At 62.7% G+C, this 25,231-nt stretch carries 14 protein-coding genes; 3 read left to right on the forward strand and 11 right to left on the reverse strand.

Features of this window, described 5'->3' with window-relative positions:
* Positions 1 to 3: 3 nt before the first annotated feature.
* Positions 4 to 14,052, reverse strand: coding sequence for a non-ribosomal peptide synthase/polyketide synthase (locus ABWL43_RS16375; protein WP_404483121.1), 14,049 nt, complete (start codon positions 14,050 to 14,052; stop codon positions 4 to 6).
* A 209-nt stretch (positions 14,053 to 14,261) separates the two neighbouring features.
* Here ABWL43_RS16375 and ABWL43_RS16380 point away from each other — a divergent pair, with 209 nt between their 5' ends.
* Positions 14,262 to 14,513, forward strand: coding sequence for a type II toxin-antitoxin system HicA family toxin (locus tag ABWL43_RS16380; protein WP_262206135.1), 252 nt, complete (start codon positions 14,262 to 14,264; stop codon positions 14,511 to 14,513).
* Positions 14,510 to 14,875 (forward strand): type II toxin-antitoxin system HicB family antitoxin, encoded by a 366-nt coding sequence (locus ABWL43_RS16385; protein WP_145165728.1) that lies wholly within the window; start codon positions 14,510 to 14,512, stop codon positions 14,873 to 14,875. Before ABWL43_RS16380 ends, ABWL43_RS16385 begins: the two co-directional genes overlap by 4 nt.
* On the opposite strand, the gene ABWL43_RS16390 is transcribed toward ABWL43_RS16385, so the two are convergent.
* Positions 14,876 to 16,048, reverse strand: coding sequence for an MFS transporter (locus ABWL43_RS16390; protein ID WP_262206136.1), 1,173 nt, complete (start codon positions 16,046 to 16,048; stop codon positions 14,876 to 14,878).
* A 141-nt stretch (positions 16,049 to 16,189) separates the two neighbouring features.
* Between ABWL43_RS16390 and ABWL43_RS16395 the strand changes: the two genes are divergently transcribed.
* Positions 16,190 to 16,765 (forward strand): TetR/AcrR family transcriptional regulator, encoded by a 576-nt coding sequence (locus ABWL43_RS16395; RefSeq protein WP_262206137.1) that lies wholly within the window; start codon positions 16,190 to 16,192, stop codon positions 16,763 to 16,765.
* Positions 16,766 to 16,772: 7 nt separating this feature from the next.
* Here the strand turns inward: ABWL43_RS16395 and ABWL43_RS16400 are convergent, their stop codons facing one another.
* The 9 genes from ABWL43_RS16400 to urtC all read right to left on the reverse strand — a co-directional run bounded on the left by ABWL43_RS16400 (position 16,773) and on the right by urtC (position 25,229).
* Positions 16,773 to 18,128 (reverse strand): MATE family efflux transporter, encoded by a 1,356-nt coding sequence (locus ABWL43_RS16400; protein ID WP_404483122.1) that lies wholly within the window; start codon positions 18,126 to 18,128, stop codon positions 16,773 to 16,775.
* Between the two features lie 25 nt (positions 18,129 to 18,153).
* On the reverse strand, positions 18,154 to 18,726 hold the full coding sequence (locus ABWL43_RS16405) for a DUF2239 family protein (RefSeq protein ID WP_404483123.1): 573 nt from the start codon (positions 18,724 to 18,726) through the stop codon (positions 18,154 to 18,156).
* A 67-nt stretch (positions 18,727 to 18,793) separates the two neighbouring features.
* Positions 18,794 to 19,750, reverse strand: coding sequence for an AAA family ATPase (locus tag ABWL43_RS16410; protein WP_404483124.1), 957 nt, complete (start codon positions 19,748 to 19,750; stop codon positions 18,794 to 18,796).
* A 3-nt stretch (positions 19,751 to 19,753) separates the two neighbouring features.
* Positions 19,754 to 20,797, reverse strand: coding sequence for an aliphatic amidase (locus tag ABWL43_RS16415; RefSeq protein ID WP_404483125.1), 1,044 nt, complete (start codon positions 20,795 to 20,797; stop codon positions 19,754 to 19,756).
* Between the two features lie 15 nt (positions 20,798 to 20,812).
* A complete protein-coding gene (locus tag ABWL43_RS16420) occupies positions 20,813 to 21,160 on the reverse strand; it encodes an FmdB family zinc ribbon protein (RefSeq protein WP_145165735.1) in 348 nt (115 codons plus the stop codon).
* A gap of 2 nt (positions 21,161 to 21,162) precedes the next feature.
* Positions 21,163 to 22,392, reverse strand: a complete 1,230-nt coding sequence (gene fmdA, locus ABWL43_RS16425; protein WP_145165736.1) for a formamidase — start codon at positions 22,390 to 22,392, stop codon at positions 21,163 to 21,165.
* 218 nt (positions 22,393 to 22,610) lie between these two features.
* On the reverse strand, positions 22,611 to 23,300 hold the full coding sequence (gene urtE / locus ABWL43_RS16430; protein ID WP_404483126.1) for an urea ABC transporter ATP-binding subunit UrtE: 690 nt from the start codon (positions 23,298 to 23,300) through the stop codon (positions 22,611 to 22,613).
* A 10-nt stretch (positions 23,301 to 23,310) separates the two neighbouring features.
* Complete coding sequence (urtD, locus tag ABWL43_RS16435; protein ID WP_404483127.1) at positions 23,311 to 24,069, reverse strand: urea ABC transporter ATP-binding protein UrtD; 759 nt, start codon at positions 24,067 to 24,069, stop codon at positions 23,311 to 23,313.
* Positions 24,066 to 25,229 carry an urea ABC transporter permease subunit UrtC gene (gene urtC, locus ABWL43_RS16440; RefSeq protein ID WP_404483128.1) on the reverse strand — a complete coding sequence of 388 codons (1,164 nt, stop codon included), beginning with the start codon at positions 25,227 to 25,229 and terminating at the stop codon, positions 24,066 to 24,068. The genes urtD and urtC overlap by 4 nt, the downstream gene beginning before the upstream one ends.
* Between the last annotated feature and the right edge of the window lie 2 nt (positions 25,230 to 25,231).

Consider the following 25,231-nt stretch of genomic DNA (forward strand, 5'->3'; position numbering starts at 1 on the left):
GGTTCAAATCGCCTCTAGTTCGCTCAAAAAGTCACGAAGATCATCAAAATCTTCCGCGCTGCCGGCGCGGAAGGTGGCTGCGGCCTGCACATAGGCGCGCAGCGTTTCGGTCTGGAACACTTCAACCAGGGGCACTTCCAGGCCCAGCTCGGACTGGACCCGCGATGTGATCTGGATCGCCAGCAAAGAATGGCCGCCGACTTCGAAGAAGTTGTCGTCCAGGCCCACTTGCGGCAGGCGCAACACCTCGGCCCAGATCGCCGCAATCTGCTGTTCCAGTTCGGTTTGCGGGGCCACGTAGCGTTGCTGCATCAGGCTCACATCCGGCGCGGGCAAGCCTTTGCGATCGAGCTTGCCGTTGGGGGTCAGCGGCATCTGCGCGAGGAACATGAAGTGCGTGGGCACCATGTAATCCGGCAGGCGGGTCTTGAGGGCCCGACGCAAGGCGTCGCGGAACTCGGCCTGGTCGATCAGGGCCGGATCGGTGGGTACGACATACGCCACCAGTTGCTTGCCGGTCGGGCCTTCCTGTGCCGCCACCACGGTTTCACCGACACTGTCCTGTTCGCGCAGACGGGCTTCGATTTCACCCAATTCGATACGGAAACCACGGATTTTCACCTGATGGTCGACACGGCCCAGGTAATCCACCACGCCGTCCGGGCGACCACGGGTCAAGTCGCCGCTGCGGTACACGCGGCTGCCAGGTTTGCCGAACGGGTCCGGTACGAAACGCTCAGCGGTCAGTGCCGGGCGCTCGAGGTACCCACGCGCCACCCCCTCACCGCCCAGGTACAACTCACCAGCGACGCCGATGGGTTGCAGGTTCAACTGCGCATCCAATACGTAACCGCTGCGGTTGCCCAGCAACGTGCCGATGGGCGCATACACCGCGCCGCACGGGTCGCCCTTACGGGCTTTCCACAGCAGCGGCGTCACCACGGTTTCGGTCGGGCCGTAGCCGTTGAACAAGTAGGTGGGTTTCAGTGCGCGCCATGCCAGGTCGTAACTCGCCTGGGCTACCGCGTCACCGCCAAAGCAGTAGACTCGCACTGCCGGTGGGTTGCCATCGCGTTCGGCGTGCTCGGCCAGTTGTTGCAGGTAAACCGGTGGGAACACCGCCATCGTCACATTGTGGCGGTGCATTTGGGCGTAGGTGTACTCCGGCAACCACAGGCTGTCGTCGCGAATCAGCACGCTGGCGCCGTTGATCAGCGGGTGCATCCAGCCTTCGTGGGAGCCATCGAAAGCGAACGACATGAAGTGCAGTTCGCAATCCGCCGGGCCGGTTTCGTAACGCTCGCCAGTGGCGATGATGTGCGCCACCAGCGGACCGTGGGACACGGCCACCCCTTTGGGCATACCGGTGGAGCCGGAGGTGTAGATCACGTAGGCCAGGTTGTCGCCGTCCAGTGCCACCTGAGGGGCGGCGTCGCTGAAGTTGGCCCAGTCCTCGCTGCGGTCGATTGCCAGAGTGTTCAGCCCTTGCGGGACCGGCAATTGCTGCAAGGCGCTGGTGTGCGTCAACAGCAACTGGGCGCGGCTGTCGTCCATCATGTAGAGCAGGCGATCACGCGGGTACTCAATGTCCAGCGGCACATACACACCACCGGCTTTGAGCACGGCGAGGAACGCCACCATGATTTCAGCGCTGCGCGGCATGGCGATCGCCACGCGTACTTCCGGCCCCACACCACGAGCGATCAGCGCATGCGCCAGGCGGTTGGCCTGTGCATCAAGCTCGCCGTAAGTCAGGGTGTGCGAGTCGAATTTCACCGCCACGGCATCTGGGGTTTCCCGCGCGCGGTCGGCGATCAGTTCGTGCACCAAACGTGCGGCTGAGAAGCCCGAGCCGGTGCAATCCCACAGGTGCAGAATGTGCTGCTGCTCATCCGGGTTCAGCAGGTTCAACTGCCCGATGGCCTGCTGCTGATCATCGACCATGGCCTGCAACAGATTCTGCCAATGCCCGGCCATGCGTTCGATGGTCGCGGGGGCAAACAGATCAGTGGCGTAACTCAGGGATGCACGCAGTGCTTCGCGCGACTCTTCCACATCCAACGCCAGGTCGAACTGTGCCACGCCCTCATCCCAACTCAACACCTCGACCTGCAGGCTCGGCAAACGCTGCAAATGGCTGCCCGCCGAGGTCACGCGGTGGTTGAACAGCACTTGGAACAACGGGCTCAGGCTCATGCTGCGCTCGGGCTGCAGCGCCTCCACCAGTTGCTCGAAAGGCAGGTCCTGATGGGCCTGGGCTTCCAGGGAGCGTTGGCGCACCTGATGCAACAGTTGCGCCACGCTCATCTGGCCGTTGACGTCAGCCTTAAGCACTTGGGTGTTGACGAAGATGCCGATCAGGCCCTCAGTTTCAAGGCGGTTGCGGTTGGCGATCGGCACGCCGACGCGCACATCTTCCTGACCGCTGTAGCGGTGCAGCAAGGCCTGATAGGCCGCCAGCAACACCATCGGCAACGTGACCCCGGCCTGTTTCGCCACACTACGCAAGCCAGCCAATAGCTGCGGTGTCAATTCAAAGCCCAAGCGCGCACCGCGATGGGTCGGCAACGCCGGGCGCTGGTAGTCAAACGGCAACTCCAGTACCGGCTGCTCACCGCCTAACTGTTCACGCCAGTACGCCAACTGGCGTGCTTTCTCGCCGGCCTCCATCCAGTTGCGCTGCCACAGGGCGTAGTCGGCGTATTGAATCGGCAACGCCGGCAGATTCGGCGTGTGGTCGTCGCTGAAGGCGGCGTAGAGTTTCACCAACTCCTCGACCATCAGCTGCATCGACCAGCCATCGGAGACGATATGGTGCTGCACCAGCACCACCACATGATCGTCCGCGGCCAGGCGCAACAATTTCACGCGCAGCAACGGCCCGCGCAGCAGGTCAAACGGCTGCGCGACCGCCTCGGCCACTTGCGTCTTGAGCCCGGCTTCATCGGTATCGCAACGTTCGATTTCAATCAGGCCCAGGTCTTCAATCACTTGCACCGCACCGCTCGCGTCTTGGCGCAGATGCGTGCGCAGGCTTTCATGGCGCGCCAGCAAGGTGTCGAAACTGCGTTGCAGCGCGGCCACGTCCAACGCGCCTTTCAAGCGCAAGGCGCTGGGGATGTGGTACGCCGAGCTGTGCGGGTCGAGCTGCCAAAGGAACCACTGGCGCTCCTGGGCGTAAGACAGTGGCAACGGCTGCGCGCGGTCGGCCTTGAGCAGTGCAGGCGCGGTGACGCCCTCCTCACCCAAGGCACGCACAAAGTCACCGAGCACAGGCTGTTCGAACAGGGTCTTGAGCGCGACTTCCAACGCCACTACCTGACGTACTCGCGACACCACGCGCGTGGCCAGCAGCGAATGCCCGCCCAGTTCGAAAAAGTGGTCATCGAGGCCCACCTGCGGCACCTCCAGCACATCAGCCCAGATCGCCGCGACCTGCTGTTCGCGCGGGCTGACGGGCGCCACATGGGCTTTGAGCAACAGCTCGGCATCCGCCTTGGGCAGTGCCTTGCGGTCGAGCTTGCCGTTGGGAGTCAGCGGCAGGGTTTCAAGGAATATCAGGTGCGCAGGCACCATGTAGTCCGGCAAACGCGCGCGCAGATCAACCTTGTATTGCTCACGCAGGCTCGCCTGTTGTTCGGGAGCAAAGGTCACTAGATAGGCGATCAAACGGTCGTTGTCGGCCAGTACCACGGCTTCACGCACCGCCGCGTTCTCACGCAGGCAGGCTTCGATTTCACCCAGCTCGATACGGAAACCGCGCACCTTGACCTGATGGTCTACGCGGCCGATGTACTCCACTACGCCGTCCGGGCGATAGCGCGCCAAATCGCCGGTGCGGTACAGGCGCTCACCGGGTGCGCCATACGGGTTGGGCACGAAACGTTCGGCGGTCAGCGCCGGGCGCGCGTGATAACCGCGCGCCAGACCAGCGCCGCCGATCAGCAATTCACCGGCCGCCCCTTGTGGGCATGGCGTCAGCCCGGCGTTGAGAATGAACAGCGACGTGTTGGCAATCGGGCGACCAACAAAAGGCTGCGCCTGCTCAAGGCGGTGAGCAGCCGACCAGATGGTGGTTTCCGTCGGGCCATAAAGGTTCCACACCGGGCCCTGCAGGTCGAGCAGTCGTTGGGCCAGGTCGACCGGCAGCGCTTCGCCGCCACACAGGCATTTGATGCCCTGTAGCAGCGACGCGCGCGGGCTTTCCAGGAGCATCCGCCAGGTCGAAGGCGTGCCTTGCAGCACATTGGCGCACTGGTTGTGCACCAGATCGAGAATCGCCTCCGGGTCGAGCGCCAGTTCCTTGCCGCTCAGCAGCACCGTGGCGCCCACGGTCAGTGGCACGTATAGCTCAAGGGCGAAGATGTCGAATGAGAAAGTGGTCAGCGACAAAATCCGCGCATCACTGCCGATCTGCAGGGTGTCCGCCATGCCGCAGGTAAAGCTGCACAGTGCCTGATGCCGCACCATCACGCCCTTGGGCTTGCCGGTGGAACCAGAGGTGTAAATCACGTAGGCCAGGTGCTCCGGCGTGACATTGACCTGCGGGTTGTGTTCGTCCCCACACGCGTCATCGACCAGCAGCACGTGCAGGCCCTGCGGTTGCGCCAGGCGACCATTGAGGTGTGGCTGGGTCAGCAACACCTGCGCTTGGCTGTCTCCGAGCATGAACGCCAGCCGATCCGCCGGGAACTGCGGGTCGAGCGGCACATAGGCGCCGCCGGCCTTGAGGGTCGCCAACAGGCCGACGACCATGTCCAACGAGCGCTCGACATGCACCGCCACCAGCACGTCAGGGCCGACGCCCGCCGCAATCAGGCGATGGGCCAAGCGGTTGGCGCGGCGGTTGAGTTCGCAGTAACTCAGGGTGTCGCCATTGAATTGCAGTGCGCTTGCGTCCGGTGTTGCCAGTACTTGCGCTTCGAACAACTGATGCACGCAACGCGTATGCGGGTACTCGGCGTGGCTGTCGTTCCAGCTGTGCACAGTCTGTTGCCATTGCTGCTCGCTGAGCATCGGCAGTTCATCCAGCGCCTGCGACGCGTCATTCACCACAGCGCGCAGCAGGCTTTGCCAATGTTGCGCCAGGCGCGCAAGCGTCTCGGGTTCGAACAGGTCGGTGGCGTAGGTCAGCGAGGCCCACAGGCCGTCGGCAGACTCTTCGGTTTCCAGGCTCAAATCGAATTGCGTGGTGTGGCCGGCCCAGTCCAGCGGCTCTAACGCCAGGCCCGGCAGTTGCACCGGGGCGGAGCGCAGGTTGTCCTGGTGATTGAACATCACTTGGAACAGTGGGTTGTGGCTCAGGCTGCGCGCTGGCTGCAGCGCTTCTACCAACTGTTCGAACGGCAGGTCCTGATGGGCCTGGGCCTCCAGGGCGCGCTGCTTGACCTGACCGAGCAATTGCTCGAAGGCCATCTGCCCGTCAAGGTCGACTTGGATGACTTGGGTGTTGACGAAGAAACCGATCAGCCGCTCGGTTTCGAGGCGGTTGCGGTTGGCGATCGGCACCCCGACACGCAGCCTGGACTGCCCGCTGTAGCGATGCAGCAAGGTCTGGAACGAGGCCAGCAAGAGCATGAACAGGGTCACGTCCTCACGCTGGGCCAATGCCTTCAGGTCAGCCAACAACGCAGGTTCGAGTTGGGCCTGCTGACGCGCACCGCGAAAGCTCTGCACCGCCGGGCGCGAGTGGTCCAGGGGCAGTTCCAGCACCGGGTGTTCATCGCCCAGGCGCTGTTGCCAGTAATCGAGTTGGCGCTGTTGTTCACCGGCCGCCATCCAGTTGCGCTGCCACACGGCGTAGTCGGCATATTGGATCGGCAACGCCGACAGCTGAGCTTGGCCCTGATACAACGCCACCAACTCATCCACCATCACGTGCATCGACCAGCCGTCAGAGATGATGTGGTGTTGGGTGATCACCAGCACATGGTGATCGGGCGCGATCACCAGCAGTTTGACGCGCATCAGCGGGCCGTTGCGCAAGTCGAACGGGCGCTGGATCTCTTGCTCCACACAGGCCTGGATCGCCGGGGCCGCTACCCTCGCCTGCTCGACATTTATCGCCAGGTCGGGATGAATCACCTGCCAGGTCCGCTCACCGTCGTCAGCAAAGGTGGTGCGCAACGGTTCATGGCGCAGCATCAGCGCCTGGAACGTACGCTCCAGCGCGGTGATGTCCAATTGGCCGCGCAAATGTAGCGCCGTAGGTACGTGATACGCGGCGCTGGTGGGGTCCAGTTGCCACAAAAACCACTGGCGTTCCTGGGCGAAAGACAGCGCCATCGGCTGGCCACGTTCCAGCGCCACCAGCGGCTGAGCGCTGTGTTGATGCAAGCCCGAACAGGCCGACGCGAACGCTTGCAGCGTCGGCTGCTCAAACAGTGCGCGCAGCGGCACTTCCAGTTTCAACTCATGACGCACGCGGGAAATCACTTGGGTGGCCAACAATGAATGCCCGCCCAGCTCGAAGAAGTGATCCGTCAGGCCGACCTGCTCGACCTGCAACACCGCTTGCCAGATCGCCGCCAATTGCACTTGCAGCGGGCTTTGTGGGGCCACATACGCCTGTTGACGCAGGTTCAGGTCAGGCGCCGGCAGCGCACGGCGGTCAAGCTTGCCGTTGTTGTTCAGTGGCAGAGCGTCAAGTACCAGCCAATGCCCCGGCACCATGTAATCGGGCAGAGACTGGCGCAAGGTGGCCGCCAGGTCCTGAGCGTCCAGGGTGTGACCATGGGCGGGCACCACATAGGCGACCAGTTGCATGCCAACCGCACTCGGCTGAGCGATCACCGCGGCTTCACGCACCTGCGGCAAAGCTTGCAGGCCGGCCTCGATTTCGCCCATTTCGATGCGGTAGCCACGAATTTTTACCTGATGGTCGATACGCCCGACGTACTCCAACGCACCGGCTTCGTTGTAACGCGCCAGGTCGCCACTGCGGTAGAGGCGTGCACCGGGTACAGCAGAAAACGGGTCCGGCAGGAAGCGTTCGGCGGTCAAGGCCGGGCGGTCGAAATAGCGCTGGGCCAGGCCCGCTTCGGCGCCGATGCACAGTTCGCCGACGCCGTCGGTGGCGAGCAGTTCGAAACCACTGTCGAGCACATACAACGAACGGCCTGCGATGGCGCGGCCAATCGGCACGCCGAACGCATCACTGGCATCCGCCAGTTGGCAATCGTGCACGCTGGACACCACCGTCGCCTCGGTCGGCCCGTAGGTGTTGACCAGGCGCACAGCGCCCAGCCCCGCCGCATGCCAGGCACGGATGCCTTCCACCGACATGGCTTCACCGCCCACGTGCACCTGGCGCAGGTTGCCCAAGGTGCGGCGGTCGACGGCGCACTCCTTGGCCAGCAAATACCAGTAAGCGGCCGGCAAGTCGGCCAGGGTCACGTCCTGTTCGACGATCTCGCGCGCCAGTTGGCCGGCGTCCCACAGCTCGTCGCCACGCATAATCAAGGCAGCGCCCACGCACAGCGGCGGGTAGCACTGCTCGACAAAGCCGTCGAAGCTGAAGGTCGCAAATTGCAGTACACGGTCTTGCGCACTGAGCCGGCTGTAGGCCTCTGCGCTGTCGCAGAACTGGCCGAGCGCGGCATGATCGATGGCCACGCCTTTGGGCAGGCCGGTGGAACCGGAGGTGTAGATCGCATACGCCAGGTCGGCCGCCGCCGCCGCGTTGGGCGGATTGGTCGCCGGGTAGCCGTCCAGTTCTTCACCAGAAGTACTGAAATCCACACGGACCAAACCTTGCGGCAGCGGCAGATCCGCGAGCAACCCGGTTTCGCTGAGCAGTACGTTCAAACGACTGTCTGCCAGCATGTAGGCCAAACGTTCGGCCGGGTATTTCGGGTCCAGCGGCACATAGGCAGCACCGCTTTTGAGCACCGCCAGCAGGCTGACGATCAGCTGCGGACCACGCCGACTGGCCAGGCCTACACGCTGGCCCGGCCCCACGCCGAGCGCCAACAAATGATGGGCCAAGCGATTGGCACGCGCGTTGAGCTGGGCGTAGCTCAGCCGCTCACTGCCCGCCTGAACCGCCAGCGCGTCAGGTGTGGCGTGGGCCTGGGCAGCGATGCGCTCATGTACGCGCTGAGGACGCTGGGCGGCACCGGCAGACTGGCTGAGCGCGAGTACCTCGTGCTGCGCGGCGGCGTCAAGCAGTTGCAGGTTACCCAGCGGCACACCGGCGTCCGCCATCATTTGCGTCAACAGGTGACGCACGTTGGCGCCCAGCCGCTTCACCTGCTGCTCGCTGAAATGGGCGCGGTCATAGCTGAAGTCCAGGCGCAGGCCGGCACCGAGCTCGACGCCCAGGGTCAGCGGGTAGTTGGTGCGCTCATGGTTGTGCATGCGGCCGAAGGTCAGGCCTGCGGGCGCACCTTGCTTCAATGCGTCGGCCACCGGGAAGTTTTCGAACACCAGCAAGGTGTCGAACAACGCCGCACCTTGCTGGCCGGCCCACGCCTGGATGTCGTACAGCGGCACGTGTTCATGGTCACGCAAGCTGAGGTTCAAGGCTTGCAGCTCGCTGAGCCAGGCGCCGGCCGATTGGGCGGGCGACGCGGCACTGATCAACGGCAAGGTGTTGATGAACAAGCCCAACTGCTGCTCAATCCCCGGCAGCGGCGCTGAACGCCCGGCGACGGTCGCGCCGAACACCACGCAAGCCTGGCCGCTGTAGCGTTGCAGCAACAGGCTCCAGGCGCCTTGCAGCACAGTATTGAGCGTGACTTTTTGTTGGCGGGCAAATTCGCTGAGGGCCTGGGTAAAGTCGTTGTCCAGCAGCACTTGATGGTCAGCCATGCCCACGCCGCCGACCGGCGCACGCAGTGCCTGCGCCAGCAAGGTTGGCGCTTGCAACGGCGCCAGGGCATTTTTCCAGTAGCCCTCGCCCGACGGTTGCTGTTGCAGCCAGCCCAGGTAATCGCGGAACTGCCCCAGCGGCGCCGGCACGGCCTGGCCTGCGTAATGGGCAAGCACTTCGCCGAGCAACTGCGCGTTACTCCAGCCATCCATCAGGATGTGGTGGCTGGTGAAGATGAAGTGCCAGGCCGAACCTGTGCTGCGCACCAGCATCAGGCGAAACAGCGGTGCGGCATTGAGTTCAAAGCCGCGTGAGCGCTCGGCATCGGCCAGCGCATCGAGATTGGCATTCACGTCTTCGATCACCTGCAACTGCACGTCGACCTGACGCCTGATTACCTGATGGGCGTTGTCCAGGCCCAGCCAGTGGAAGCTGCTGCGCAAGATGTCGTGGCGGTCCAGTGCCGCTTGCCAGGCGCGGCCGAAAATCAGCAGGTCAAGGCCTTCAATGTCAAGGCGCAGCTGGTTGATATAGGCCTGGCCCTGGGGCGCGTACAGGGTGTGGAACAGCATGCCCTGCTGCATCGGCGACAACGGGTAAAGATCGGCGATGTCCGGCCCGGCCACGGGCAGTGCATCCAGTTGCTGCTGGGTGATACGCGCCAGCGGGAAGTCCGACGGCGTGACCTGCCCGGCAGGCGTTGCACAGCAATGCTCGATCAACGCCTTGAGTTCCGTGGCGTAGTCATCCGCCAGGCGCTGAATAGTCGCAGCGTTGAACATCTCGCGACTGAAACCCCATTGCAGCGACAGCTCACCGCCATACACCTGCCCTTCCACCGTCAACCAGTTGGCCAACGGTGCTTGGGGGTCCTGCGCCTGGCCGCTGCCTTCGCTGGCCGGGACGAAAAGCGCTGCCTCGTTGAACTGGCGGTCGAACTGCCCCAGGTAGTTGAAGGTGATACGCGGCGCAGCCAAATCGGCCAGGGCTTCACGCGATTGCGGTTGGCCCAGATAGCGCAGCAGGCCGTAGCCCAGACCCTTTTGCGGAACAGCGCGCAGTTGCTCCTTGATCGACTTGATTGCATCCGACAGTTCGCCTGCGGCCTGTAAACGCACCGGAAACAGGCTAGTGAACCAGCCGACCGTGCGGCTCAGATCGAGGCTGTCGAACAGGTCTTCGCGACCATGGCCCTCCAGCTGGATCAGTGCGGCGGCCTGGCCGCTCCAGCGGCTGATCACGCGCGCCAGCGCCGTCAGCAGCAGGTCGTTGACCTGGGTGCGATAAGCCGCTGGCGCGTCTTGCAGCAGTTGGCGGGTCAGCTCGGCATCGAGGCGGGTTTCGAGCTTCGTGCCCAGGCGGTTTTGCAGGCCGCCGTGGGGGTTGTCGCACGGCAGCTCGGCGTCGCTGGACTGCGCCAGCCAAAAAGGCAGTTGCTCATCCAGCGTATGCGCGTGAGCCTGCAACTGCTGCGCCCACTGTTGGTAGCTGCTGGTTTTGGCGGGCAATGCGACCTGGCGATAAGCCTGTTGCAGATCCTCAAGCAGCACGCGCCAGGACACGCCATCGACCACCAGGTGATGGACCACCAGCAGCAGGCCCTGGGCGCCGTCAGCCAGGGTGACCAACGCTGCGCGCAGCATCGGGCCTTGTTCCAGGTTCAGGCTGCGCTGGGCTTCATCGCACAACGCGGCCAATTCAGCCTCGGTGCCGACGCTGGATTGCCACAGCACAGATTCAGCCGCCGGTGCGGCGTGGGCTTGCTGCCAGCCATCGGCCTGCCGGGTGAATCTCAGGCGCAGGGCGTCGTGGTGGTTGATCAACTGTGCGAGGGCGGCGTCCAGCTGCGCAGGTTCCAGCGCCTCGCGCGGGGTCAGCAACAGTGATTGGTTCCAGTGGTGGCGCGCAGCAATTGCCTGGCTGAAAAACGCCTGTTGCACCGGGGTCAGAATCACCTCACCGGTGACCGGCCCCTGATCGATAACCACTGCCTGCTCAAAGCTCGCCACCAGCGCCAGGCTACGCACGCTCTGATATTGGAACAAGTCCCGCGGGCTCAGGCGAATGCCTGCCTGACGGGCACGGCTGACCACCTGGATGGAGATGATCGAATCGCCGCCCAGCTCGAAAAAGTTGTCGTCCACACCCACGTGTGGAACGCCCAGTACATCACTCCAGATCGCCGCAAGGGCTTTTTGCAGGTCGCTCGAAGGCGCGATGAATGCCTGTTGCGGCGCAGCATCCGGCAGTGGCAAGGCTTTGCGATCGAGCTTGCCGTTGGCGGTGACCGGCAACTGGGTGAGCACGACGAAATGGGTCGGCACCATGTATTCCGGCAAGCTGCTGAGCAACCAGGCCTTGAGGTCCGCTGGCTCCTCGCTGTCGAGCACCAGGTAGGCGACCAACTGCTTGCCACCCTGCACCAGCACCACCGCCTCGCGCACCGAAGGGTGTTGGAGCAGGCGCGTCTCGATTTCGCCCAGCTCAATGCGCAAGCCGCGCAATTTAACCTGGTGATCAAGACGGCCGAGGTATTCGATCACGCCGTCAGTGCGCTGACGCACGCGGTCGCCGGTGCGATAAAGGCGCTCGCCGTTGACGAACGGGCTCGGCACAAAACGCTCGGCAGTCAGCGCCGGGCGCCGATGATAACTGCGCGCCAGGCCGGTACCGCCCAGGTACAGCTCGCCGGACACACCGGCGGGCACCGGGTTGAGTTGAGCGTCGAGCACATAGGTGGCGAGGTTGGCGATGGGCCGCCCGATGGGCACGCTGTCGGCGCCTTCATCGATGCAGGTCCAGTGGGTCACGTCGATGGCCGCTTCAGTCGGGCCGTAGAGGTTGAACAACCCGGCTGCTGGCAGCTTGGCAAAGACCTGCCGTTGCGCATCCAGCGGCAAGGCTTCACCGCTGCACACGATGCGCTTGAGGCTGGCACAGGCTTGCACGCCCGGCTCATGGATAAACGCCTGCAACATCGACGGCACGAAGTGCAACGTGGTGATGGCGTGGCGGCCAATGGTTTCGATCAGCCGGGCCGGCTCGCGGTGTTCGCCGGGGGCCGCGACCACCAGGCGCGCGCCGGTCATCAGCGGCCAGAAAAATTCCCACACGGACACGTCAAAACTGAACGGGGTTTTCTGCAGCACCGCATCACTGGCCGTCAATTCGTAGGCTTGCTGCATCCAGCACAAGCGGTTGACCAAGGCGCGATGGCTGTTGCCTGCGCCCTTGGGCTTGCCGGTCGAGCCGGAGGTGTAAATCACGTAGGCCAGGTTGAGTGCGTGAACGCCGCTGGCGGGCGAGGAACTGCTGTAGCCCGCCAGCCAACTGGCCGGCTGGTCGAGGGCAATCACCTGAATACCTTCGACAGGCAAGATGGCCAGCAGGCTTTGCTGGCTGAGCAGCAGCGTGATGCCACTGTCTTCGATCATGTAGGCCAGGCGTTCCTGAGGATATTCCGGGTCCAGCGGCACGTAGGCGCCACCGGCCTTGAGGATCGCCAGCAGGCCCACGACCATTTCGACGGAGCGCTCGACGCACAGCCCCACCAGCACGTCCGGGCCTACGCCCTGCTCGCGCAAAGCATGGGCCAGTTGGTTGGCGCGGGCGTTGAGTTGGGCGTAGGTCAACGCGGTTTCGCCGAATACCAGCGCGGTTGAATCCGGCGTGCGCTGCACCTGGTCCTCGATCAGTTGATGGATACCGCGCTCGGTTGGGTAGGCTTCGTCAGTCTGGTTCCACGCATGGGTCAGTACGTGCTGCTCATCGGCTGCCAGCATCGGCAATTCACCAATGCGCTGTTCGCCGTCGGCCACCATGGCCTGTAACAGGCTGATCCAGTGACGGGCCATGCGCGCAATGGAAGGCGCCTCGAACAAGTCATTGGCATAAGTCAGCGCAGCATGCAGGGTGCCGGACTTCTCATAGGTATCGAGGGTCAGGTCGAATTGGGTGGTGCGCCCTTGCCATTCCACCAGCGAAAGCTCAAGGCCTGAAGCGGTGCTGACGCTGGCAATGTCGGCCACCACCGGCTGGTGGTTGTACATCACCTGAAACAGCGGCGTATGGCTCAGGCTGCGCTCGACCTTGAGGGCCTCCACCAGGCGCTCAAAGGGCAATTCCTGATGAGCCTGGGCGCCCAGCGCGTGTTCCTTGATGCCTTGCAGCAATTCGCCAACGCGGGTTTGCCCGGTCAGTTCGGTGCGCAGGACTTGCGTGTTGACGAAAAAGCCGATCAGCCCTTCGACTTCGGTACGGTTGCGGTTGGCGATCGGCACGCCGACGCGAATGTCTGCCTGCCCGGTGTAACGGTGCAGCAGCACATTGAAAGCACCCAGCAACAGCATGAACAGCGTGACGTTATGCTTTTGCGCGCAGGTTCGCAGTTGCGCGGCGAGGCTTGGGTCAATCGCGAAATGATGGCGAGTGCCCTGATAACTCGGCATCGCCGGGCGTGGGTGGTCGGTTGGCAGTTCCAGCACCGGATGCTCGTCGCCCAGACGCGCCTGCCAGTACGCGAGCTGACGTGCCTGCTCCCCTGCTTCCAACCAGCGGCGCTGCCACAGGGCGTAGTCGCTGTACTGGATCGGCAGCGCCGGCAATTGCGGCGCCTCGTTGCGCTCATGGGCGTCGTAGCAGCGGATGAACTCGTCGATCAGCACGTTCATCGACCAGCCGTCGGAGACGATGTGGTGCAGGGTCAGCAGCAGCACATGCTCCTGCGCGTTGAGCTTGAGCAACTGCACGCGCAGCAAAGGGCCGTGTTCCAAATCGAACGGCAACAGCGATTGACGCGTCGCCGCGTCGTTGACGGCCTGCTCCTGCTCAACGGCGGCCATGGCGCTGAAGTCCAGATGCTCGACGACAAGCGACGGATCTACCGAAACCTGGGTCAGGCGTTCATCGCCCTGGCGTTGGAAGACTGTGCGCAAGGTTTCATGCCGCGCCACCAGACTGGCGAAGGCTTGCTCCAGCGCACGCAGGCTGAGCGCGCCCTTGAGCCGCACCGCGCCGGGCAGGTTGTAGGCGCCGCTGGCCGGGTCCAATTGCCACAGAAACCACATGCGCTGCTGCGCGTACGAGAGCGCCTGGCGATCCTCTGCCTCCACACTCGCCGGAATCGGAAACCGGGAAAAATCCACGCCCTCTTTCTGCAAGGCCTGCAGGAATACTTGGCGTTTTTCCAGGGGCAACCCGATAAACCGGCGAGCAAGTTTCAAGGAGTCTTCAGCATTCATTTCTTGGAGTCCGGAGCAATAGGCAGGAAGCACAAAGGCACGTCGTCCCTATAAAACGAACCGGGCGGGGAAAAATTAGCGGGGGATCAAGGGCGTGAGGCGCGGTGTCATCAAGGGTTACATCAATCTCAGCAAAGACACACGAAGCCGGGCTAGCATTGACGAACACCACTTTTTGCAACTACATTTAGTTACACGCAGGGAACGCCGTGTCCAAAAATGAAAAGCTGCTCGCCAAACTGCTCAACGAGCGCATGGCCTTTACCTGGCCAGAGCTCGAAACGCTACTCAAGCGTCTTGGCTACACACAGATTGAAGGGGCTGGAAGCCGCGTCAAATTCGACATCGGCGACCCCAGTGCAATGATCACCTTGCACAAGCCTCACCCCGGCAACGAACTGAAACACTACATTCGGCGCCAGATCATCGAACAATTGAAATCAGGAGAACTGATTCAGTGAACAACCAACTGAAACACAACGGCTACATCGGCTCTATCGAAGCCAGCCTCGAAGACAATTGCCTGTTTGGCAAAGTGCTGTTTATCAAGGCGCTGGTCAGCTATGAGGGCAAAACCGTCGCGGAGCTGGACGTGGCCTTTCGAGAGGCCGTGGAAGACTATCTCGCGACGTGCCACACCCTCGGGCAAACACCGGAGAAACCGTGCAAGGGTTCATTCAACGTGCGGGTCGGCCATGACCTGCATCTGGCTGCAGCCCTGGCAGCGACCCGTAAGAAAGTGACGCTCAATGACCTGACGCGCCAGGCGCTGAATGAGTTTTTGCAACATCATTGCGCAGAACCTTCTCCGGCGATCGGCTGATCAGCCCAACCTTCGATAGCCCAGCAGCGCTGAGCCCAGCACCACCGCACCCGCCACCAGCGCCACCCAGAACCCGCTGGTGGCGCCGAAATGGTCGATCATCCAACCCGAGCTGGCGGCCCCAATGGCCACCCCGATACTCAGGCCGGTGATCAACCAGGTCATGCCTTCGGTCAGGCGGCTGGGCGGGACGATCCGCTCCACCAGGGCCATGGACACGATCAGCGTCGGGGCAAAGAACAAGCCTGAGATGAAGATGGCCACGGCCAGCCCGGGGATATTTGTCACCAGCAACAACGGCAAGGTGGTCAACGCCGTCGCCACGCCGCAGAACAGAAACTGGCGGGGCAACGGCGCCTTGAGCTTGAGCGTGCCGAACGCCAACCCCGCCAGGCACGAGCCAATGGCATACACCGAAAGCACGATGCTCGCCGCCGCCGGTTGGCCTTGATGCTGGGCGAACGCGACGCTGACCACGTCCACCACGCCGACAATCACGCCCATGGCCAGCAACAGGATCATCAGGATCAGTACCGACGGTGAGGCGATCAGCCAGCGGCCGTGATGGTCCTGATGTTCATGCACCGGCGGCTCAGTTGCGCGTTGCAGCACGAAGGTGGTCACCCCCACCGCCAACAGCAGCGCTGCCACCAAGGGTCCGGCTTGCGGGAACAGCACCACACTCAGGCCCACCGAGATCGGCGGGCCGATGATGAAACAGACCTCGTCGAGCACCGACTCAAGGGCAAACGCGGTCTGCAACTTGGGCTGGCCGCGGTACAACTCGGTCCAGCGCGCCCGCACCATGGCCGACATATTGGGCATGCAACCGGCCAGGGCGGCGAACACAAACAACGTCCAGCTTGGCGCCTGCAACCAGGTGCACAACAGCAACAGCAACAACGCACCACCGCCAATCAGCGCTGCTATCGGCAGCACCCTGCCCTGGCTGTAGCGGTCCACTAACCGCGAAACCTGCGGCGCACAAAACGCCGTGGCCAAGGCAAACACCGCCGCCACCGCGCCCGCCAGGCCAAAGCCACCATGCACTTGCGACAGCATGGTGATCAGGCCGATACCGGTCATCGATATCGGCATGCGCGCAAGCATGCCGGCCAGTACAAAAGCCCGGCTGCCAGGGGCGTGGAACAACTCGGCGTAGGGATTTGCCATCCTGCTTGACCTCTTCCTCAAGACCTTGAAGCTTGCTATCGGCAGGCATCAAGGCAAAATACATACGGTGCGTATGTGGCAAATCATGCGTAACATACGCGGCGTATGTCAAACCCTCAAACACCCTCGCGAGCCCACCCCATGAGCCGAGCCCGTGCCGAAATAATCGAAGAAACCCGCGCCCGCCTGATCGCCAGCGCCCGCCAAGCCTTCGCCACACAGGGCTATGCCAACACGTCGATGGACGACTTCACCGCGCGCGCCGGCCTGACCCGTGGTGCGTTGTACCATCACTTTGGTGACAAGAAAGGCCTGTTGGCCGCCGTGGTCGCCCAACTCGACAGCGAAATGGACGCGCGACTGCAGCACATCACCGATCAGGCCCAGGACCCGTGGGAAGGTTTTCGCGAGCGTTGCCGAACGTATTTGCGCATGGCCCAGGACGACGAAATCCAACGCATCGTTTTGCAGGATGCGCCGGCCGTGCTCGGCGATACCGGGTCGCAGCAACACTGCGTCGCGTCGCTGTGCCAGTTGCTTGAGGGCTTGATGCAGGCCGGAGCCATCGAACAGGGCCCCAGCGTCGCGCTGGCGCAATTGATCAATGGCAGCCTGGTCAACACCGCGCTGTGGATCGCCCGCGATGAACACCCGGGCGACCGTTTGGAGCAAGGCTTGCAGGGTCTGGAGTTACTGCTGCGCGGCTTGAAGCAATAAGCCCGCGCTACACCAGCCGCTTGATCTGCTTGTGCCGCCACACCAGCCGGTAATACGCAGTCTGCAGCGCCAGCATCGCCAGGTAGGTCACCGGAAACGCCATCCACACACCTTGCAGGCCGAAGTGCGCATTGAGCACATACGCCATCGGCAGCTCCACACACAGCACGCAGAAAATCGAAATGGCGACCGGCATCAGCACCACGCCGCTGGCGCGCATGATGCCGCCCACCACCGCCTGAAAGCCGAAGACCAAAACGCTCCAGAGCATAATGTGCAGCAGGTGCTCGGCATTAAGCCGCGCGGCGTCATCGGTGATGAACAGCCCCAGCAGCCAGTGGGACAACAGGTAGCCGAGCACAATCAATCCACCGGTCAGGCAGGCGTTGATCAACAGGCCGGTGCGCAGGATCGGCCCGATTCGCTCCAGGCGCCCGGCGCCAATCGCCTGGGCACCGAGGATCGAAGCGGTAATGGCAATCGACAGCGCCGGGAACTGCACATAATTGACGATCTGCGTCACCGCGCCATACGCCGCCGTGGCCTGGGAACCGTGGCTGTTGACCAGCGCAAGAATGACCAATTCGGACAGCGACAACACCACCATCTGCAAGCCGGTCGGCAAGCCGATGCGCAGCACTTTGCCGAGGATCGTCCGGTCCAGGCGCAACGCAGCAAGCAACTCACGGTCCGGCGCCATCACATGGTTCTTGTGGCGCAGGCGCAGGATCAAAAACAGCATCGCCGAGGCATTACCGACCAGGCCCGCGTACACCGCGCTCTGGATGCCCATGGGCGGCAGGCCGATCCAGCCGCGAATCAGCGCCGGCGTCAGCAACAGGCCGATCAGGGTCGAGACCATCAGCGCCAGCAGCGGCGAGATCGTGTCACTGACGCCGCGCAGCAATTGGGTATAGAGGATGAAGACCAACAGCAGCGGCATGATCAGCATCATCACCTGGGCATAACCCACGGCATCGTCGAGCACATCCATCGGGGTGCCCAGCGCCTGCAGGGCCGGGCGCGCGAACAGGCTGCCGAGCACCGCCGCGATCAGGCCTACCAGCGCGCCAAGGGTCAGCGTCGCACCGGTGATCACCTTCACCATTCCGGTTTCCTGCGCGCCCCAGGCCTGGCCGATCAGCACCGAAGCGCCCGCCCCCAGGCCGATCACCAGGGCAATAAAGAAAAACACGATGGGAAACATCCCCGACACCGCCGCCAGTGCCTGGGTGCCGAGCATTTGCCCGACATAGATGCCGTTGAGGGTGCCGGAAAAGCTTTGCAGAAAATTGGACAGCACCATCGGTGCCAAAAAAATCAGGTAGATCTGCCACAACGGCCGTTGCTGAGTGACTTCCATGGTCGTTCGAGTCCCGGAATTATTGTTAGACGGGGAAAGCATTGCGCGACAGCCAGGCCAGGTACGTCTGCACATCCTTCGGCCAGTGCCCGATCTTGCTCGCAAAGGCCGCCGCATCTTCAGCGAACAATGCCCGTGAGGCGTCTTCAAACCCAGGCAGGTCGCCGCCGATGGCACTCATGAAACGATAGCTGGCTTCCTTGGCCAGACGCGCCTGATCACGGCCAGCGCTGGCATTTCGCGCTTCATCCACCAACCGGCGCAAGGCCGCCGAGGCGCCGCCGGGTTGTTGGCCCAGCCATTCCCAGTGGCGCGGCAGCAGCGTGACTTCCCGCGCGACCACACCCAGCTTCGGGCGGCCCACCGTTGGGGCTGCGGGAAGCTCTTCGTCGATTGCTGTGTCTGCGGGTTGCTCGGGCACATAACCGCCAGGCCATGGGTAATCGACTTGGGCGCCGGTGGCGTCATCAAAGACCAGGAAGGTGCCGGCTGTCAGGTCCAGCCCTGCCAGGGTTTCGGCCACCGCCGAATAGGCGCCGGCCGCCACGCGCTGGTAACGGAAGAAGGCAGTGCACAGCGGTGTGTGTTGCGTAGGCATGGCTTATTACCCGGATGTTATTTGTTTTACCCGGATCATATTAGCCCTAATTGGTCAGCATGCAAGGCTATTGTCGCGAAACGTCCAAGTGTTCACCCCGCACCGTTACTCGCATCCCTTGCACAGCAGGATCGCGCAGCAAGCACTCCGCGATCGCCGGCTCCAGCTCCACCCGTACACGGCGGCCCAGCGCACGCGCGCCAAACCGTGCGTCGTGCTGGCGACACAACCATGCCCGCGCCGACGCATCCATGCTTAATGAGCGCTGGTGCGCCGCCAGACGCTGGTTGAGCTTCTCCAGCTCCACGTCCAGCAGCGCATCAAGCCAGCGCTTGTCGAGGGGTTCGAACATCAGGATACGATCGATGCGGTTGAGAAACTCCGGCTCGAAATGCCCGTGCAGGGCCTCTTCCAACACCGCCGCTTCGCCCCGCACAAACACCCGCAGCAGCCGCCGCCAGCCCTGAGCGAAGCGTTGGCGATGCCGACGCGCCTGTTGCGCGCCGATATTGCTGGTCATGAAAATCAGGCTGTTACGAAAATCCAGGGTGCGCGTGCCACCCGCCAGGGTCAGTTGGCCGTTTTCAAGAATGCCCAGCAGGCTGCGCACCACCTCCTGGCTGGCTTTTTCCAGTTCATCGAACAACACGATGCCAGGGCGGCTGTAGCTGCCCTGGATCAATTCGCTGTTGAACAGGCTGATGCCTTCCTTGCTGCCCACGTACCCCGGCGGCGCGCCGGTCAGCGCGGCGGCGTAATGCTCCTGGGCAAGGGTGTGCATGTCGATGCGGCAAAACCCGTCGGGCCGGCCATGCAGCGCCTGGGCCAGCAGGCGCACGATTTCGGTTTTGCCCACGCCGGTCGGGCCCATGAACAGGTTGACGCTCAATGGCCGATCGCGCTCGCCGATATCGGCCTTGACCACCTTGAGCAGCCGCTCCACCTGCGCCAGCGCCGCCTCCTGGCCAACGATGCGACTGCGCAACAGCGCCATCACCTGCACCGGTTCAAAGGTAAACCGCATGCCCTACTCCACCCCTTTTTCTTTGCCGCCATGGGGCAGTTGCCCCACCGGGCACTCGGCGACACCCACGGTGCTGCGGGTAATTTTTTCGACATTCTCCTGGGCCTTTTGCGCGTCCAGCACCCAGGTGCGGTAGAACTCGAACGGGCAGTCCGCCACGCCCTTGTCGCCATCGCCCGAGGCATGCATGCCGGTATAGCCACGGTGCAGCAACTTGAACAGGTGGTTCTGCGACTGGTCGTTGGCCCGCGCATCGCGAATCTGCGACACCGACAGTTGCGCGTACTGGATGCCCATCTCTTCCTCGCCGCACTCACCCAGGGTGCGCCCGTCAAAGCCGATGATCGCCGAGTGGCCGAAGTACGAATACACCCCATCGAACCCCGCCGCGTTGGCCACTGCCACATAGCAGTTATTCGCCCAGGCCATGCTCTTGGACATCTGCACCTGCTGCTCCTTGGCCGGGTACATATAACCCTGACAGCGCACGATCAACTCGGCGCCCTTCATCGCGCAGTCGCGCCAGATCTCCGGGTAATTGCCGTCGTCGCAGATAATCAGGCTGATCTTCATGCCCTTGGGCCCATCGCACACATAGGTGCGGTCACCCGGATACCAACCCTCGATGGGGCACCACGGGATGCACTTGCGGTAGCGCTGCACGATCTCGCCGAGGTTATTGATCAACACCAGCGTGTTGTACGGCGCCTTGTGCGGGTGCTCCTCGTGGCGCTCGCCGGTCAGGGAAAATACGCCCCAGGTGTTTGCCTGGCGGCACGCTGCCGAGAAAATCGCCGTCTCATCGCCGGGGATACTCGCGGCCGTGGCCATCATCTCGTCGTGGTCGTACATGATGCCCATGGTGCTGTATTCGGGGAACACCACCAGGTCCATGCCGGGCAGGCCCTGCTTCATGCCGAGGATAATCCCGGCGATTTTCTTCGCGTTGTCGATGACCTCGGCCTTGGAATGCAGGCGCGGCATCTTGTAGTTCACCACCGCGACACCGACGGTGTCCGGGCTGCTGGAAATGTCGCCATGACGCATAACATCACTCCTGGTCTAGTGACTGATCATCCACGGCCGTGGCCCGGTCCTGGTCTTGAGGCCCAAGGGGTTGGCCTTGCTCGGCTCGACTTTTTTGCGGGTGCCGCAGCAGCTGCAACCGGCCGGATGTTTACGGCTTTGCTGGTATTCACCGACGGTTTGCGGCGCATGGGCGCTGCGCTCGTTGCCGGCGATAGCCTTGCGCTGGTTGGCCGACAGCGTTTGCAGTGCCGGGGCCGAGACCCTGAGCGGGCCGCCCGGCCCTTCGCAGTACGGGCACTGGCTGGGCTCGTTGCGCTGGGCGATGGGCCGCAACATCGTGAACGTGCCGCAGGTGTCACAGGCATATTCGTAGGTCGGCATGGCTACAGGTCCGGGGCAATGGGCAGGTCGACGCTGCCGTCGAGGAACTGGGTGGGGCCGTTGGCATTGGGGTTGATGTCGAACTCGAAGATTTCCGTCGGCAACCACAAGGTCGCGCAGGCATTCGGAATATCCACCACGCCGCTGATATGCCCCTGCACCGGCGCCGAGCCGAGCAAGGCATAGCCCTGGGCCGGCGAGTAGCCGAATTTGGTCAGGTAGTTGATCGCATTCAGGCAGGCCTGGCGGTAGGCGACGTTGACATCCAGGTAGTGCTGCTGGCCCTGTTCGTCCACCGAGATGCCTTCGAAGATCAGGTAGTTCTTGTAGTTCGGTGTGATCGGGCTGGGCTTGAACACCGGGTTCTTGATCCCATACTTGGCCATGCCGCCCTTGATCAGCTCGACCTTCATGTGCACCCAGCCGGCCATTTCGATGGCGCCGCAAAAGGTGATCTCGCCGTCGCCCTGGCTGAAGTGCAGGTCACCCACCGACAACCCGGCGCCGTTGACATAGACCGGGAAGAAAATCTTCGAACCGCGCGACAGGTCCTTGATATCGCAGTTACCGCCATGCTCACGCGGCGGCACCGTGCGCGCGCCGGTCGCAGCCGCATCGTCACGGGCCTGGCCCTTGAGCTTGCCCATGTGCGCGGTGGCGGCCAGTGGCGCATTGGCCAGCGGCGGCACGCGGGTCGGGTTGGTATCGATCAGTTCCTGCTCGCGGCGGTTCCAGTCGGCGAGCATCACCGGGTCGGGCAGGCAGCCGATCAGGCCGGGGTGGATCAGGCCGGCAAAGTTAACCCCCGGAATGTGCCGCGAACGGGTGAACATGCCTTTGAAATCCCAGATGGCTTTTTGCGCGCTGGGGAAATGATCGGTGAGAAAGCCGCCGCCGTTCTGCCGCGAAAAGAAGCCGTTGAAGCCCCACTGCGAATCCGCCTTGGCGCCGATATCGAGCAAGTCCACCACCAACAAATCACCCGGCTCGGCGCCGTGCACGCCCACCGGGCCTGACAGGTAATGCACGGTGGACAGGTCCACGTCGCGCACGTCACTGGCATCGTCATTGTTCTTGATTGCGCCGGCGGTCCAGTCGTAGGTTTCCAGAATGAAGTCATCGCCGGGCTTCACCCAGCACGCCATCGGGATATCCGGGTGCCAGCGGTTATGGATATTTTCGTTTTCAGTGACGGGCTGGTTGAGGTCGACTTTGATCAGCGTTTCGGTCATGGACTGGCTCCTGGGCGGATGGTCTGGTGCTTGGAATCCAGTCTCGGGGAGCCAGGGAAAACCGGAAATACGTTGGATGACGTATGCAGGGAAGGATGGAACGCAATCAAAAATGTGGGAGCTGGCTTGCCTGCGATAGCGGTTGTCCAGCCAACATTTCTGTGACTGATAGACCGTCATCGCAGGCAAGCCAGCTCCCACAGTTGAACTGTGTTGTTTTAGACAGACAAGTATCGGCTGATGGTCGCTTCATCCACGCGGTCGCGGGTCTCTTCGATCACGAAGCGGCCCTTCTCGATCACCAGAAAGCGGTCGGCAATCTCCAGGGTGAACGACAGCACTTGCTCGGAGACCACAATGGTCAAATCGCGCAGGTTGCGAATCTCTTTGAGCGTGCGTGCAATGTCCTTGATGATCGACGGCTGGATGCCCTCCGTCGGCTCGTCGAGCAACAACACCTTGGGGTTGGTCGCCAGCGCCCGGGCAATCGCCAGTTGCTGTTGCTGCCCGCCGGACAGGTTGCCGCCCTTGCGCGACTGCATGTCATGCAGCACCGGAAACAGCGCATACAAATCCTCCGGCACCTTGCCGCGCGCCGACGCCGGTAACCCGGTCTGGATATTTTCCAGCACCGTCATGCTCGGGAAAATCATGCGGCCCTGGGGCACATAGGCAATCCCGAGCGCCACCCGCTCATGGGTTTCCAGCGCCGACACATCGTGCCCGTCCACACTGACCTGGCCTTGCCACTGCGGCAGAATGCCCATCAGGCTCTTGAACAGCGTGGTCTTGCCCATGCCATTGCGGCCCATCACCGCGACGATCTCGCGCTTGGCCACGTTCAGTTGCAGATCGTGGAGGATCTGGCTCTGCCCGTAACCACAGGACAACTGGTCGATCTTGAACATGCCGGATTCCTCAGTGGCCCAAATACACTTCAATGACTTTCGGGTTGCTTTGCACCGACTCCATGCTGCCCTCGGCCAGCACCTTGCCCTGGTGCAGCACCGTGACTTTATGCGCGATGCTTTTGACGAACTCCATGTCGTGCTCGATCACCAGCACCGAGCGGCCCTGGCTGATGCGGTTGAGCAATTCGGCGGTTTGCGCGCGCTCGTTGACGCTCATGCCCGCCACCGGTTCATCCAGCATCAGCAACTCCGGGTCTTGCATCAGCAACATGCCGATTTCCAGCCACTGCTTTTGCCCGTGGGACAGCAGGTCGGCCTGCTGTTGCAGCAAATCACCCAGGAAGATTTCCCGCGCCACCTCCTCCACCCGCGCAACCACCTGAGCGCTGCGCTTGAAAAACAGCGCGCCCCACACCTTGCGCCCGGCGGGATAAGACATCTCGAGGTTTTCAAACACCGTGAGGTTTTCGTAGATCGACGGGTTCTGGAACTTGCGCCCCACGCCGGCGCGCACGATGTTGTACTCGCGCATCCTGGTCAGTTCCTTGCCATCGAACTGGATGCTGCCGCTGGTAGCGCGGGTTTTGCCGCAGATCAGGTCGAGCACCGTGGTCTTGCCGGCGCCATTGGGACCGATGACCACGCGCACTTCATTGCGGTCGATGTACAGGTTGAGGTTGTCGACCGCCTTGAAGCCGTCGAACGACACGGTGAGGCCTTCAATGGCCAACACCGGTTTTTTCATTTCAAAGCCGACGGCGGTCATGGCTGGGTCTCCAGGATGTTGCTTTTAGTCTTGGGTTTAACCGCCGGACTCACCGGGGGCGCCGCCACGGGTGTGCGCCGCAGCAGTCTGGCCAATGCCTGGCGACCGTGGCTGTCCCACAACCCAGCCAGGCCATTGGGGAAATACATGACCACGGCGATAAACAGCCCGCCCATCAGGTACAGCCATAATTCAGGAAAGGACTCGGAAAAGTAGGTCTTGCCGTAGTTCACCAGCAGCGCGCCATACACCGCGCCGAGCAGTGACATGCGCCCGCCCACCGCGGCGAAAATCACCATCTCGATTGACGGCACGATGCCCACGAACGACGGCGACATAAAGCCCACCTGCAGGGCAAACATCGCCCCGCCAATCGCCGAAAACGCGGCGGCCACGCAGAACACAAAGATCTTGAAACTGGCCACGTCGTAGCCGGAAAACCGCACACGCTCTTCTTTGTCGCGCATCGCCATCAGCAGCCGGCCCAGCTTGGACGCGAGGATAAAACGGCCGATAAAGATGCAGCCGAACAGCAAGCCGGCGTTGATGAAGTACAGGATCATTTTCGCGCTGTCGGTGCGCAGGTCCCAGCCCAGCAGGGTCTTGAGGTCGGTGATGCCGTTGACGCCACCGGTCAGCCCTTGCTGGCCGACGATCAGCACGGTAAGGATCAGCGCAATCGCCTGGGTGACGATGGAGAAATACACATCGCCCACGCGCCGCTTGAACAGCGCCATACCGATGATGAACGCCAGCAGCACCGGCACCGCAATCACCGCTACCAGCGTGAAGCTGAAACTGTGAAACGGCTGCCACAGCCAGGGCAGTTCGGTGATCTGGTTCCAGTCCATGAAGTCCGGGATGCCCGGTGTGGATTGGATCTTGGTGTTCTCGGGGTCGGAGGCTTCCAGCTTGAGGAACATCGCCATGCAGTAACCGCCGACGCCGAAGAAAACACCCTGCCCCAGGCTGAGAATGCCGCCATAGCCCCAGCACAGCACCAGGCCCACAGCGACGAACGCGTAGGTCAGGTATTTGCCGACCATGTTCAGGCGGAACGCGTCCAGGGTCAGGGGAAATACCACCAGTACCAGCAATGCCAACAACACGATACCGATCAGGTTTTGCTGGCCGCCCAGCAGCTTGTCTAAAGCCTTCATCT

Source organism: Pseudomonas sp. HT11, from assembly GCF_044875395.1.
GTDB lineage: Bacteria > Pseudomonadota > Gammaproteobacteria > Pseudomonadales > Pseudomonadaceae > Aquipseudomonas.

Coding starts and splice junctions, on each gene's coding strand:
- ABWL43_RS16375 (WP_404483121.1), bottom strand. CDS start 14,052: ATGAATGCTGAAGACTCCTTGAAACTTGCTCGCCGGTTTATCGGGTTG.
- ABWL43_RS16390 (WP_262206136.1), bottom strand. CDS start 16,048: ATGGCAAATCCCTACGCCGAGTTGTTCCACGCCCCTGGCAGCCGGGCT.
- ABWL43_RS16395 (WP_262206137.1), top strand. CDS start 16,190: ATGAGCCGAGCCCGTGCCGAAATAATCGAAGAAACCCGCGCCCGCCTG.
- ABWL43_RS16400 (WP_404483122.1), bottom strand. CDS start 18,128: ATGGAAGTCACTCAGCAACGGCCGTTGTGGCAGATCTACCTGATTTTT.
- ABWL43_RS16405 (WP_404483123.1), bottom strand. CDS start 18,726: ATGCCTACGCAACACACACCGCTGTGCACTGCCTTCTTCCGTTACCAG.
- ABWL43_RS16410 (WP_404483124.1), bottom strand. CDS start 19,750: ATGCGGTTTACCTTTGAACCGGTGCAGGTGATGGCGCTGTTGCGCAGT.
- ABWL43_RS16415 (WP_404483125.1), bottom strand. CDS start 20,797: ATGCGTCATGGCGACATTTCCAGCAGCCCGGACACCGTCGGTGTCGCG.
- ABWL43_RS16420 (WP_145165735.1), bottom strand. CDS start 21,160: ATGCCGACCTACGAATATGCCTGTGACACCTGCGGCACGTTCACGATG.
- fmdA (WP_145165736.1), bottom strand. CDS start 22,392: ATGACCGAAACGCTGATCAAAGTCGACCTCAACCAGCCCGTCACTGAA.
- urtE (WP_404483126.1), bottom strand. CDS start 23,300: ATGTTCAAGATCGACCAGTTGTCCTGTGGTTACGGGCAGAGCCAGATC.
- urtD (WP_404483127.1), bottom strand. CDS start 24,069: ATGACCGCCGTCGGCTTTGAAATGAAAAAACCGGTGTTGGCCATTGAA.
- urtC (WP_404483128.1), bottom strand. CDS start 25,229: ATGAAGGCTTTAGACAAGCTGCTGGGCGGCCAGCAAAACCTGATCGGT.